This is a genomic window from Kitasatospora sp. NPDC091257 (assembly GCF_044757675.1).
Classification (GTDB): Bacteria; Actinomycetota; Actinomycetes; order Streptomycetales; family Streptomycetaceae; genus Kitasatospora; species Kitasatospora lactacystinica.
In genome coordinates this window covers 1-11,934 of the sequence record NZ_JBIVVI010000123.1, presented here as the reverse complement: position 1 = coordinate 11,934, position 11,934 = coordinate 1, and the positions used below count along the sequence as shown (strand labels likewise).

General features: G+C 73.7%; 13 protein-coding genes. 8 read left to right on the top strand and 5 right to left on the bottom strand.

The window, feature by feature from the left end; genetic code table 11:
* Positions 1 to 3 precede the first annotated feature (3 nt).
* From ACIQOV_RS08560 to ACIQOV_RS08540, 5 genes are all read left to right on the top strand, one after another.
* Positions 4 to 1,143, top strand: coding sequence for a cupin domain-containing protein (locus tag ACIQOV_RS08560; RefSeq protein WP_401046406.1), 1,140 nt, complete (start codon positions 4 to 6; stop codon positions 1,141 to 1,143).
* Between the two features lie 17 nt (positions 1,144 to 1,160).
* The gene (locus ACIQOV_RS08555; RefSeq protein WP_401046403.1) at positions 1,161 to 2,093 is read left to right on the top strand and encodes a fumarylacetoacetate hydrolase family protein; all 933 of its coding nucleotides are present in this window, start codon (positions 1,161 to 1,163) and stop codon (positions 2,091 to 2,093) included.
* Positions 2,094 to 2,125: 32 nt separating this feature from the next.
* Positions 2,126 to 2,878, top strand: a complete 753-nt coding sequence (locus tag ACIQOV_RS08550; RefSeq protein WP_387688143.1) for an Asp/Glu racemase — start codon at positions 2,126 to 2,128, stop codon at positions 2,876 to 2,878.
* A gap of 92 nt (positions 2,879 to 2,970) precedes the next feature.
* Complete coding sequence (locus tag ACIQOV_RS08545; protein WP_401046400.1) at positions 2,971 to 3,813, top strand: PaaX family transcriptional regulator C-terminal domain-containing protein; 843 nt, start codon at positions 2,971 to 2,973, stop codon at positions 3,811 to 3,813.
* Positions 3,810 to 5,486 (top strand): amidohydrolase, encoded by a 1,677-nt coding sequence (locus ACIQOV_RS08540; RefSeq protein ID WP_401046397.1) that lies wholly within the window; start codon positions 3,810 to 3,812, stop codon positions 5,484 to 5,486. Before ACIQOV_RS08545 ends, ACIQOV_RS08540 begins: the two co-directional genes overlap by 4 nt.
* Before the next feature lie 7 nt (positions 5,487 to 5,493).
* Here the strand turns inward: ACIQOV_RS08540 and ACIQOV_RS08535 are convergent, their stop codons facing one another.
* The 3 genes from ACIQOV_RS08535 to ACIQOV_RS08525 form a co-directional block, all read right to left on the bottom strand.
* Positions 5,494 to 6,012: a universal stress protein gene (locus ACIQOV_RS08535; protein ID WP_380545787.1), complete on the bottom strand. Its 519-nt coding sequence runs from the start codon at positions 6,010 to 6,012 to the stop codon at positions 5,494 to 5,496.
* Between the two features lie 94 nt (positions 6,013 to 6,106).
* Positions 6,107 to 6,724, bottom strand: a complete 618-nt coding sequence (locus ACIQOV_RS08530) for a hypothetical protein (RefSeq protein WP_401046394.1) — start codon at positions 6,722 to 6,724, stop codon at positions 6,107 to 6,109.
* A 103-nt stretch (positions 6,725 to 6,827) separates the two neighbouring features.
* Positions 6,828 to 7,283, bottom strand: coding sequence for a hypothetical protein (locus ACIQOV_RS08525; protein ID WP_401046393.1), 456 nt, complete (start codon positions 7,281 to 7,283; stop codon positions 6,828 to 6,830).
* A gap of 262 nt (positions 7,284 to 7,545) precedes the next feature.
* On the opposite strand from ACIQOV_RS08525, the gene ACIQOV_RS08520 reads away from it, so the two are divergent.
* From ACIQOV_RS08520 to ACIQOV_RS08510, 3 genes are all read left to right on the top strand, one after another.
* Complete coding sequence (locus tag ACIQOV_RS08520) at positions 7,546 to 8,187, top strand: alpha-ketoglutarate-dependent dioxygenase AlkB (RefSeq protein WP_401046391.1); 642 nt, start codon at positions 7,546 to 7,548, stop codon at positions 8,185 to 8,187.
* A gap of 184 nt (positions 8,188 to 8,371) precedes the next feature.
* Positions 8,372 to 9,130 carry a VOC family protein gene (locus ACIQOV_RS08515; RefSeq protein ID WP_401046388.1) on the top strand — a complete coding sequence of 253 codons (759 nt, stop codon included), beginning with the start codon at positions 8,372 to 8,374 and terminating at the stop codon, positions 9,128 to 9,130.
* A 181-nt stretch (positions 9,131 to 9,311) separates the two neighbouring features.
* The gene (locus ACIQOV_RS08510) at positions 9,312 to 9,923 is read left to right on the top strand and encodes a hypothetical protein (RefSeq protein WP_401046385.1); all 612 of its coding nucleotides are present in this window, start codon (positions 9,312 to 9,314) and stop codon (positions 9,921 to 9,923) included.
* Positions 9,924 to 10,080: 157 nt separating this feature from the next.
* Here ACIQOV_RS08510 and ACIQOV_RS08505 read toward each other — a convergent pair whose 3' ends face one another.
* Positions 10,081 to 11,016, bottom strand: a complete 936-nt coding sequence (locus ACIQOV_RS08505; RefSeq protein WP_401046383.1) for a carbohydrate ABC transporter permease — start codon at positions 11,014 to 11,016, stop codon at positions 10,081 to 10,083.
* On the bottom strand, positions 11,013 to 11,934 hold a 922-nt coding region (locus ACIQOV_RS08500; protein ID WP_401046381.1), incomplete at its 5' end, for a carbohydrate ABC transporter permease. The genes ACIQOV_RS08505 and ACIQOV_RS08500, both read right to left, overlap by 4 nt.

Genomic DNA, 11,934 nt, shown 5'->3' with positions numbered 1-11,934 from the left:
GGCATGACCAGCCCCGAGGGCCCCCCTGGCCACAACGCTCACGACGACGACCGGATCGGCCGGGCCCGGGTCGCCGACAGTCCCGAACTGCTGACCTACTACAAGGAGTTGGCCGAGCACGAGGCGGGCGCCCTGTGGACGGTCGCGAACGAGATCGAGCCCTGGTACCCGCAGCCGAAGTCCGTCCCGGTGCTCTGGCGCTACGCCGACCTCCGCCCGCTGGTGCGCAAGGCGCTGCCGCTGGTGAAGGCCGACGACGCCGGACGCCGGGTGGTGATGCTGGTGAACCCCGGCCGCCGCGAACTGAGCGCCGCCGTCGGCCTGTTGTACACCGGCCTGCAGATCATGGGGCCCGGCGAGGCGATGACGGCGCACCGCCACCAGGCCTCCGCGCTGCGCTTCGTCCACGAGGGCACCGGCGCCTGGACCGTCGTGGACGGACAGAAGCTGCAGGTCGGCCCGCGCGACTTCGCGATCACCCCGAACAACACCTGGCACGAGCACGGCAACGAGGCCGACGACGCCCCGGTGATCTGGCAGGACGGCCTGGACATCCCGCTGGTCAACACCCTCGACGCCAACTTCTACGAGGTCCACCCGGAGCTGTACCAGCGACCGGGGCCGGTCACCGGCTCCTCGCTGCTCAGCTACGGCGGCAACCTGCTGCCGTACGGCGTCGAGAAGTGGAGCCGGCCGTACTCCCCGCTGCTCGGCTGGCCCTGGGAGCCCAGCTACCACGCGCTGCGCCGGCTCGCCCGCGCCACCGAGGGATCGCCCTACGACGGCGTGATCATGGAGTACACCAACCCGGTCACCGGCGGCCCGGTGATGCCGACCATGTCCGCCCACCTGCAACTGCTGCGCCCGGGCCAGGCCACCCGCGCCCACCGGCACACCGGCTCGGTGGTGTACACCGCGGCCAAGGGGCGCGGCGCCTCGGTGATCGCCGGACAGCGCTTCGCATGGCAGCAGGGCGACATCTTCGTCGTCCCGTCCTGGGCCTGGCACGAGCACGAGAACCTCGACCGGGGCGAGGACGCCTGCCTGTTCTCCTTCAACGACTTCCCGGTGATGCACGCGCTCGGCCTCCACCGCGAGGAGGCCCACCCGGACGGGCAGCAGCCCACCGTCACCGCCGCCTGACCAGGAGCCCCACCACCATGCACCTGCTGACCTTCCGCACCGACGACGACGCCGACCCCGCCGGCCGCACCGAGGACGACGGCCATGACGACACCCCTCGCCTCGGCGCCCGGATCGACGGCGAACGGGTCGTCGACCTGACCGCCCTCGCCACCGCCGCCGGGGTCCGACTGCCCCCCGACCTCCTCGGGTTGATCCGCGCCGGAGAACCGGCCCTGGCCACCGTCCGCGACCTGCTGGCCGGGGCCCCGGCCAGCCGGCCGCTCGCCGAGGTCTCGCTGTGCGCGCCGCTGCGCCCCGGCAAGATCGTCGGCGTCGGCCTCAACTACGTGGAGCACGTGGCCGAGTCGCACCGCACCCTGGACACCGACCGCGAACTGCCCGACCGGCCGGTGCTGTTCGGCAAGCCCTCGACCGCCGTCACCGGCCCGGGCGGCCCCATCCTGCACAACGCCGACCTCACCAAGCAGCTCGACTGGGAGTGCGAACTCGCCGTGGTGATCGGCGCACCGGCCTTCCGGGTGGCCGAGGCGGACGCGCTGCGGCACGTGTTCGGCTACAGCATCGTCAACGACATCAGTGCCCGGGACCAGCGCCGCTCCGGCCAGTGGTTCTTCTCCAAGGGCCAGGACAGCTACGCGCCGTTCGGCCCGGTCGTGGTGACCGCCGACGAGATCCCCGACCCGCAGCGGCTCGACCTCTCGCTGAAGGTCAACGGCGAGCTGCGGCAGGACTCCAACACCCGCCACATGCTGTTCGGTGTCGCCCGGCTGATCGCCGACATCTCCTCCGGCGTCACCCTGGAACCGGGCGACGTGATCTCCACCGGTTCCCCCTCGGGCGTCGGCGCCGGGATGGTGCCGCCGCAGTTCCTCCAGCCCGGCGACCTGGTCGAGGCCACCATCGAACGGATCGGCACGCTCGCCAACCCGGTGATCGACGCCCGCTGACCCGCCCCGGACCGGAAAGGACCGTCCACCCGATGACCACCCACCGGATCGGCCAGATCGTCCCGAGCTCCAACGTCACCATGGAGACCGAGGTCCCCGCCCTGCTGCGGGCCCGCGAGGCGGTCGCCCCCGAGCGGTTCACCTTCCACTCCAGCCGGATGCGGATGACCAGGGTCACCCCCGAACAACTGCGCGCCATGGACGCCGAGTCCGACCGCTGCGCCGCCGAGCTGTCGGACGCCCGGGTGGACGTGATCGGCTACGCCTGCCTGGTCGCCGTGATGGCCACCGGCCCCGGCTACCACCGGCAGGCCGAACGGCGGCTGCACCTGCGCACCGTCCAGAACGGCGCCCCCGCGCCCGTGGTCACCAGCGCCGGCGCGCTCGTCGCCGGGCTGCACGAACTCGGGGCCGCGAAGGTCGCCATGGTCACCCCGTACCTGCGGCCGCTGGCCCGGACGGTGGTCGAGTACCTCGCCGCCGAGGGCATCGAGGTGCTCGACCACGCCGCCCTGGAGATCGCCGACAACCTCGACGTCGCCGCCCACGACCCGGCCCTGCTGCCCGCCATCGCCCGCGGTCTCGCCCACGCCGAGGCGGACGCGGTGGTGCTCTCGGCCTGCGTGCAACTGCCCTCGCTGTCCGCGGTCGAGGAGGCCGAGCAGCAGTTGGGCAAGCCGGTGGTCTCGGCGGCCGTCTGCACCACCCACCAGCTCCTGCGGGCCCTCGGCCTGCCCGCCTTCGCACCCGGCGCCGGACACCTGCTCTCCGGTGCCTACGCGTAGCCTCCCGGACGCCTTGGAAACGCAGGATTCCGCGCCCTCGGACCGGCACTCTCGTTATGATCGCCACCACCACCGGGGAGGAGGGCCCGCGCATGTCCGAGAACACGTCCCGGCCGAGCTCCCTGATCCACACCGTCTACGGCGAGTTCGTCCGCCGCCTCGGCGGCTGGATATCCATCGCCGACCTGATCGCGCTGCTGGCCGAGCTGGACGTCGACGGCCCGGCCGTCCGCTCGGCGATCTCGCGGTTGAAGAAGGCCGGCACCCTGCTCCAGGAGCGGCGCGCGGGCACGGGGTACCGGCTCGCGCGCGCGATGGAGCCCGTCTTCGAGGAGGGCGACCGGCGGATCTTCCACAGCCTGGAGCCGGCCGAACTCGCCGACGGCTGGGTGGTGGCGGTCTTCTCGGTGCCCGAGTCCGCCCGCGCTCACCGCCACCAGCTGCGCTCCCGGCTGAGCTGGCTGGGCTTCGGCAACGCCGCCCCCGGGGTCTGGCTGGCACCGGCCCGGCTGCTGCCGGACGCCCGTCGGCTGCTGGACCGGCTCGGGCTGAGCGCCTACGTCCATCTGTTCCTCTCCGCCGAGTACGCCGGCTTCGCCGATCTCCGTACGGCAGTGGCGAGTTGGTGGGACCTCCCGGCGATCGAGGCGCAGTACGGGGCCTTCGCCGACGCCTGGCACCCGGCCGTCGAGGAGCTGCGCGGACGGTCTCCGGTCGACCCGGCCGAGGCCTTCCGCGACTACGTGCCGATGCTCACCCGGTGGCGCCGGCTGCCATACCTGGATCCGGGGCTGCCCGCGCCGCTGCTGCCCGCCGACTGGAACGCGGTACCGGCGCGCGCGGTGTTCACCGAGTTGCACGGACTGCTCGCCGAGCCCAGCCTCCGGTACGTCGAGAAGGTCACCGGACTGTCCCGCCCCCAGGAGCCGCAATGACCGACCCCACCGATCCGGCGATCCGACCCGCCTCCGCCCTTCCGGCGGCCCGCCCCACCCCCGCGGACCTGCTGATCCGCGCCGGCGCCGTGCACACCCTGGTGCCCGGCGAGCCGCCCCGGCGGGCGGTCGCCGTCACCGGTGGCCGGATCACCGCGCTCTCCGCCGCGCCCGACGGACTGGACGCCCTGATCGGCCCGGGCACCGAGGTGGTGGACGCCCCGGGCTCGACCGTGCTGCCCGCCTTCGACGACACCCACACCCACCTGATCCTGGCCGGACACAGCGTCCACGGCGTGCCCGTCCACCGGGCCCGCGACCTCGCCGGATTCCTCGGCCTGATCCGCGAACGCGCCGCCCGCACCCCAGCCGGGGAGTGGATCCGCACCACGGTCAACTGGCAGGAGGTCCTGCTGGCCGAGCAACGGATGCCCACCACCGGGGAGTTGGACACGGCCACCGCCGAACACCCGGTGCTGGTGCGCCGCGGTGCGTACAACATGGTGCTCAACTCGGCCGCGCTGCGGCTGGCCGGGATCACCGACGCCACCGAGGCGCCGCCGGGCGGCGTGATCGAGCGCGACGAGCACGGGCGGCTCACCGGCCGGCTGATCAACCGGGCGGTCGAGCTGGTCGAGCGGGTGCTGCCGCACCCGACCCTCACGGAGCGGATCGAGGGACTGCGCGCCGCCTCCGCCGACTTCGCCGCCACCGGGATCGGCACCGTCCGCGACTGCCTGGTCCCGGCCGAGGACCTCGACGTCCTGGACGCCGCCCGGGCCGAGGGCGCCCTGGCCGTCCGGGTCCGCGCGCTGGTCTCCGGCTTCGCCGCCCGCACGCCGGCCCAGGTGGACGCACTGCTGGACCGGATGGACGACTGGCGGGCGGCCGGCCGGGACGACGACCGACTGCGGCTCTGGGGCGTCAAGTTCGGGATCGACGGCGGCTTCGAGGCCGGCGCGGTGGAGGAGCCGTACCAGGGGCAGCCCTGCTATCACGGCCGGCTGCTCTGGGAGCCGGCCGAGCTGCTCGCGGCGGTGGGGCGGGTGGTCGGGCGGGGCCGGCGGGTCGGCGTGCACGCCTGGGGCGACCGCGGGCTGCGGGTCCTGCTGGACGTCTTCGAGCAGGTGGTCGAGCGCCACCCCGGCCTGCCGCCGGGCACCCTGGTGGTCGAGCACGGCGGCCTGGCCCGCCCCGAGCAGCGGGCGCGGGCGATCGCGCTGGGCATCCCGGTGACGGTCCAGCACCCACTGCTGCACGACGGCGCGCTCACCCAGCAGCGGGCCTGGGGCGAGGAACGCACCGCCGCGCTCTTCCCGCTGCGCGAGTGGCTGGACGAGGGCGCGCTGATCACCGGCGGCTCGGACTTCCCGGTCGGCCCGTACGGCGCGATGGTGTCGGTGTGGGGCATGACCACGCGCGGCACCACGGCCGGGGTGGTCGGCCCGGAGCACGCGATCGGCCGGTCCGAGGCCGTCGCGCTGCACACCGTGAACGCGGCCCGGCTGACCGGCGAGAGCACGGTGCGCGGCAGCCTGCGGCCGGGGGCGTTCGCCGACCTCACGGTGTGGCCGGTCGATCCGCTGGATCCGTCGGCCTGCCCGGTGGACGCGCTGCGCGAGCTGCGCCCCACCCGCACGGTGGTCGACGGCCGTACCACGCACCGGGCCTGACGGCTCGTCAGGCCGCGGCGAGCTCCCGCAGGTCGATGCCGCGGTGCAGCGCGCGCAGGTCCTCGTGCAGCGTGGACGGCGGAACGGCGAGCACCCCGCAGCGGGCCCGGTTCACACAGCGCCGGGCGATCGAGCGGCGCGTCAGCCCGCGCAGCCTGACCCGCAGGCCGCCCTGCTCGCCGGTGCTGACCACCAGCAGGTCGCCCGGGCGGTCGGCCAGCCCGGTCAGCACCGTCGCGACCTCGCCGCGCACGACCAGCGGCTGCACCGGCACCCCGATCGGCAGTCCGCCGAAGGCCTGCTCCAGCGCGCTCTCCATCCGCGCCTCGGCGAGTTCCTGCCAGGCGCGCAGCAGCGGCGGGCAGGGCCGAGCGCGGTAGTTGCGCTCACCGCCGACCGGCGTCCAGGCGAGCACCGGCACCAGGACGGCCCCCCGGGCCCGGGCCTCCTCGGCCGCCCGGTGCAGGGCGGTCAGGCTGTGCAGTGAACCGCTGACTCCGACGATGACGCGGGCGCCGTCCGACATGATCCTTCACTTTCCGATGCCAAAACTCTTCAATGTCTGCGATTAGATTGCCACATCCTCTTTTGGCCTGCAAATCGAAGGCATTCACTGAATATCACCTTGCATCGCCCGGCATATCCATGCCCTGGCCGCCACTCGGACGGACCTCCTGGAGCAACCCCCAGGTGAAGTCGGCCTCGTACGGGCGCAGCCGTCCATCGGCATCCGGGACCGCGAAGTCCAGCCGGAACCTGGTCGGCGCACTGCCCTCGCGCGGCACCGCGGACGGAAACGCGGCCCCGACGTCGCCCACCACGCAGTTCCACGGCGCGAGATCGGCCGGCGTGCGCAGCGCGGGCACCGGGGAGCCCGCCGCCCGCACCAGCCACTCGTTCAACAGCGGCCCACCGATCTCCGCCGGGCCGAGCAGGATCTCGAAGCGCAACTCGGGCCAGAGCGGCAGCGCCCACTGGCGCGCCACGCAGTCGAGATCCCCGATCCGACGCGGCGCACTCGCCCCGGCCGGCCCGAGCACGGCCGCGTACCGGGCCGCGCCGCGCGGGAAGCCGGGCGCGCGGACCATCGCCTGCCAGCGCTTGTTGGCCTCCCGCATCGAGGCCCGGGTGGCGCCGAGCCGCCGCACCGCACCCTCCACCAGCCCGGGCTGGAAATCGGCCATCCGGCGCAGCAGCACCAGCTGGAACTCGGTGACCCCGAAGCCGTTGATCGCCATGTCCGAAGCCTAGACGGGAGCGGGGAACCGGCCGCTCGACCACCCCGCGGTCGCCCCGGGCACCGTCGACGGCGCCCGGGGCGGCGGTGCGTCCCGCGCCCGGTCAGGAGACCTGGACGGTGACCTTCCAGTTGATGACCCACGGCGGGCAGACCGAGCCGCGGTCCGGCACACAGCGGCCGATCGCGGTGATGGCGCCCGTCCCGGCGGCCGTCGCCGAGAAGGTCCCATGGGAGTCGCCGTTGGCCTCGGCGCTGCCCGCCGTCTGCGAGAGCAGGGCGGGCGTCGGGGTGCCCAGGGCGTACCAGTACCAGGTCACCGTGTAGTCGCGCAGCGCGAGAAGCTCCACCTGCACGGTGTCCCCCACGTGCGCCTGGACGGTCGATCCGCCGTCCGCACGGGAGATGGTGACGGTGGCGGGCGCGGGGTCGGGGGCCGTGGCGGCCCCGGACGCCCCGGACGCCGCGGGTGCCGCGGGTGCCGCGGGTGCGGCGGGTGCGGCGCTCAGCGTCAGGGCGAGGGCGGCGGCGGGCACGGCGAGCAGTCTCAGGGCGTTCACGGCACTCCCGGTACTCGGAGGATCGGCGCTCGGAGCCTCCCGTCTACCGGTCGCCCGTGCCGCCTGACAACGGTCTCCGGCCACCGCCGGACGAAGCTGCGCCGAACGGACGCCCCCGCCGACCGTCGATCGCCGTAGCGGCCCTCCTCCGCCGCCGGGGAACACGCCCTGGCGTCGCAGGCCCGGCGAAGATCCACAAGGCACGACCTGAAACACTCCAGCCATTCGAGCACATGTTCGAATCGAGGCGTACGCTGACCCCATGCACGGCACCGTCCACCTCCAGCCCTCGCTGTTCGACGACGCGGACCGCGGCGGCCTCCGCCTCGGCCCGCTCACCGGCCTGCGGCGGCAGCCGCTCGGCGACGGCGCCTGGCTGGACCTGCTCCCGGGCTGGCTGCACGGAGCCGACGAGCTGTTCGAACAACTGGCCTCCGACGTGCCGTGGCGGGCCGAGCGCCGCGAGATGTACGAACGGACGGTCGACGTCCCGCGCCTGCTGGCCTCCTACCCGGCGCAGGCCGAACCGCCCCACCCGGTGCTCGGCCTGGCCCGGACGGCGCTGAGCCGGCACTACGCCCAGGAGCTGGGCGAGCCGTTCCGCACCCTCGGCCTGTGCTACTACCGGGACGGCCGGGACAGCGTGGCCTGGCACGGCGACCGGATCGGGCGCGGCGCCCGCGAGGACACCATGGTGGCGATCCTCTCCGTCGGCGAGCCGCGCACCCTGGCGCTGCGGCCCCGGTCCGGCGGCGGGCCGGTCGTCCGCCACCCGCTCGGGCACGGGGACCTGGTCGTGATGGGCGGCTCCTGCCAGCGCACCTGGGAGCACGCGATCCCCAAGACGGCCCGCCCGGTGGGCCCTCGGATCAGCGTCCAGTTCCGGCCGCACGGAGTGTCCTGATCCCCCGCTTGCCGCGCACCCGCCGGGCGCGGAGGCTGGCGGGTGGGGCCGGTGGCGACGAACACCGAACGCCGAACGCCGAACGCCGGGCACCGAACGCCGAACGCCGAACGCCGGGCACCGGGCACCGGGCGCCGGGCGCCGGGCACCGGGCACCGGGCACCGGGCCCGCCAGGAGGGTCGCATGCCGAAACCGGGCAACTACCGCGCCGGGGTGCCGTGCTGGGTCGTTCTCACCACGCCGGACACCGCACGGGCAGAGGCCTTCTACGGCGCGCTGTTCGACTGGGAGTTCGTTCCGACCGGCCCCGCCGAGGCGGTTGCCACCCGGTACGGCGCCCAGGTCGCGGCCGTCGAACGGGCCCGGCCGACCGACCCGCCCGCCACCTGGACCACCTTCCTCGCCTGCCCCGATCCGCCGGGCACCCTCGCCGCGGTCCGGGCCGCCGGCGGCCGCCTCGCCCGTGAACCGTACGAGGTGCCCGAGCAGGGCCGCGCCGCGCTCGCCGTCGACCCGCTCGGCGCCCGCTTCGGACTCTGGCAGGCCGGCACCATCGACGGCGCCGGCCTGGTCGACGAACCGGGCGCGCTCGCCTGGAACGAGCACCTCTCCCCCGACCCCGACGCCGCCCGGGCCTTCTACCACCGGGTCCTCGGCTACGGCTACGACCGGCCACGGGCGGGACACACCCTCGCCCGGGTGGCCGGCCTGCCCGCGTGCAGCATCGGCCCCGCCGGGCCGGGCGCGGAGGCGCGCTGGCTGGTCCACTTCGCGACCGGGGACACCGACCGCACGGCCGACCGGCTGCGCGCCCTCGGCGGCACGGTCGTCACCGGTCCGGCGCCGGCGCCGTTCGGCCGCACCGCGCTGGTCCGGGACGACGCCGGCGCGGAGTTCGTGCTGGTCGCCGTCCCGACCCGGGACTCCGCGGCGGCGGCCTGAGCCCGCCCCGGCCGAACCCGCCACCGATCCACCCGTCCGCGCACCCGCACACGGACCCGGAGCCTCCCCCTCCAGCCCGTCAAGTTGCCTTCCTGGCAAGACTGTTCGGCACACTCACCGGGCGCCCGAGGACGACCGACCCGCCGAACCCGCTGTCCGTTGCGACCGCTACCGTGCTGCCATGAGTTCCTTCCTGCGCGCGTACCTGGTCGACCCCGCGGAGCTCCGTGTCCGCGTCGGCAGCGGCAACGACGGGGCGCTCGACGAGGCCCTCGCATACTTCGGCCCGTCCCTGGACAGGTCCGACGAGCACTTCGCCGACGAGATCGCGCTGGGCGCGCCGACCGCCCTGGAGGCGCTGCGCGCCGTGGTGCACGGCGGCCCCTTCTCCGCGGACGCGGGCCACGCCTTCCAGTACGGCTACGCGTACCGGCGGCTGTGCTGGCTCGTCGGGCAGCCCCTGGAGGTCGACTCCTTCGGACCGTTCCGGGGCAACTGGCTGGAGGTGGTCGACGACGGCCTGAAGGCGTACGGGATCACGGCCGTCTCGGTCGCGGACTTCCAGTACGGCGGCGGCCTTCCGGCCGAACTGCCCTCCTGCGACGTGCCGTCCTGCAGCACCTGGCCGGCCGAGGACTGCCGGAGGGCACTGGAGCAGTTCGAACGGGCCGAGCGCGAGGGCCGCACCCCGGCGCCGGAGCGCGAGGTGGCCGAGGCCGTCGCGGAGGTCGTCGGCTGGCTCCGGCTCGCGCAGCGCCGGAAGGGCTCCGACGTGGTCGGCTTCGTCTCCTGAACCGCCCGGCCTCCTGACCCTCCCGACCAGCTGAGCCGCTGGACCTCCCGCCCCTCCCGACCTCCTCAACCGCTCGACCTCCTGAGTCGCTCGGGCCCGGACGGCCGAGGGAGTCCCGCCGACGGCGGGACTCCCGGGTGCGCGGCCTCGGCGGACGTCAGTCCTTCACCGCGCCGGCCAGTCCGGAGACCAGCTTGCGCTGCACCGCGATGAAGAAGATCAGCACCGGCACGGTCATCAGCGTGGACGCCGCCATGATGCCGCCCCAGTCGTTCTCGTCCGGCTTGAAGAAGACCAGCAGCGCCGAGGGCAGCGTCTGGTTCTGGGTGGCGCTGATGATGAAGGTCTTGGCGAAGACGAAGTCGTTCCACGCCGCGATGAAGGAGAACACGCTGGTCGCGGCGAGTCCCGGCGCCACCAGCGGCAGCAGGATCCGCCACAGGATGCGGGTCCGGCCGGCCCCGTCGATCTGCGCCGCCTCCTCGATCGAGACCGGGACGGCCGCGACGAAGCCGCGCATCATCCAGATCCCGAACGGCAGCGAGAACGCCAGCTGCACCAGGACCAGCGAGGCCAGGGTGTTCAGCCCGACGCCCGGGGCGAACCGCCCGGCGTCGCGGAACATGAAGAACAGCGGGATGGTCAGCGCCTCGACCGGGATCATCTGGGCGATCAGGAACATCACCATGATGGTGGTCCGGAACTTGAAGCGGAACCTGGTCACGGCCACCGCCGCCAGGAAGACCACGATCGCCGACAGCACCACCACCGACAGCGCGACCACCAGGCTGTTCACGAAGTAGCGGCCGAATCCGTCGACGCTGAGCACCTGCCGGAAGCTCTCCAGCGTGGGGTGGGCGGTCCACGGCCTGGGGTCGAGGGACTGGATCTCGCCCTTGGGTTTGAAGGCCGAGAGCACCATCCAGAAGATCGGGAACGCGGTGACCACGGCCAGCACGATCGCACCGGTGTTGGCGGCCAGCCGCCAACGGCCCCGGGCGTTCCGGCCGCGGGTGTTCCGACCACGGGAGTTCCGGCCGCGGGCGTTGCCGGCCGGCTTCACGGCGGCCGGGGAGGAGTTCGCCGGGCTCACAGTTCGTTCCCCGTCCGTCGCAGCGTGCGGATGTACAGGACCGTCGGGATCACCAGGATCAGCAGCATGATCACGCCGATCGCCGCGCCCAGCCCGTACTGCGAGGAGGCGAACGCCTTCTGGTACGCGTACACGTTGAGCACCAGGTTCTGGCCGGCGATGCCGCCGCCCTCGGTCATCACATAGATCTGGGTGAAAACCTTGAAGTCCCAGATCACCGACTGGATGACCACGATGGTCAGGATCGGCCGCAGCATCGGCGCGGTGATCCGGCGGAAGGTGGTCCAGGTGTTGGCGCCGTCCAGGGCGGCCGCCTCCATGATCTCCTCCGGGATCGCCCGGATGCCCGCGTAGAGGGTGACCATCACGAACGGGTAGGAGTGCCACACCACCACGGCGCCGACGATCAGGAACGCCGTCCACTTGTCGTAGAACCAGTTGAACTCGTGGAAGCCGGAGAGCCCGAGCCCCTCCAGGGTGTGGTTGACCAGACCGAGGTTGGTGTCGAACAGGAAGCTCCACACCGTCGAACCGGTCATCGCCGGCGCCGCCCAGGCAGCCATCGCCGCGGTGGTCAGCACCAGCCGCGGCCACCGGCCGACCTTGGTGAGCAGCACCGCGAGGGTGGCGCCGACGGCCAGGGTGGCGACCACGCAGAACGCGGCGAAGCCGACGGTCTGGAACAGCACCGTCCAGAACTGCTCGTCCTCCAGGATCTTCGTGTAGTTGCCGAAGCCGACGAAGGAGGTCGGGACGCCGCCGGAGGCCTGGGCCTGCCCGAAGTCGAGGACGGACAGCAGGCCGAGCTGGTAGATCGGGTAGGCAACCAGCGGGATCAGGATGACCGCGGCCGGCAGGAGCAGCAGCAGCGGGGGCCGCCGGCGCCGGCCGCCCGGGGGTGCGGCCGGCGCCTTTCCC

What these genes read in the sequence shown, in the direction of transcription:
- ACIQOV_RS08520 (WP_401046391.1), top strand. Translation starts at nt 7,546, where the DNA reads ATGCACGGCACCGTCCACCTCCAGCCCTCGCTGTTCGACGACGCGGAC.
- ACIQOV_RS08530 (WP_401046394.1), bottom strand. Translation starts at nt 6,724, where the DNA reads ATGGCGATCAACGGCTTCGGGGTCACCGAGTTCCAGCTGGTGCTGCTG.
- ACIQOV_RS08515 (WP_401046388.1), top strand. Translation starts at nt 8,372, where the DNA reads ATGCCGAAACCGGGCAACTACCGCGCCGGGGTGCCGTGCTGGGTCGTT.
- ACIQOV_RS08510 (WP_401046385.1), top strand. Translation starts at nt 9,312, where the DNA reads ATGAGTTCCTTCCTGCGCGCGTACCTGGTCGACCCCGCGGAGCTCCGT.
- ACIQOV_RS08540 (WP_401046397.1), top strand. Translation starts at nt 3,810, where the DNA reads ATGACCGACCCCACCGATCCGGCGATCCGACCCGCCTCCGCCCTTCCG.
- ACIQOV_RS08545 (WP_401046400.1), top strand. Translation starts at nt 2,971, where the DNA reads ATGTCCGAGAACACGTCCCGGCCGAGCTCCCTGATCCACACCGTCTAC.
- ACIQOV_RS08555 (WP_401046403.1), top strand. Translation starts at nt 1,161, where the DNA reads ATGCACCTGCTGACCTTCCGCACCGACGACGACGCCGACCCCGCCGGC.
- ACIQOV_RS08560 (WP_401046406.1), top strand. Translation starts at nt 4, where the DNA reads ATGACCAGCCCCGAGGGCCCCCCTGGCCACAACGCTCACGACGACGAC.
- ACIQOV_RS08550 (WP_387688143.1), top strand. Translation starts at nt 2,126, where the DNA reads ATGACCACCCACCGGATCGGCCAGATCGTCCCGAGCTCCAACGTCACC.
- ACIQOV_RS08535 (WP_380545787.1), bottom strand. Translation starts at nt 6,012, where the DNA reads ATGTCGGACGGCGCCCGCGTCATCGTCGGAGTCAGCGGTTCACTGCAC.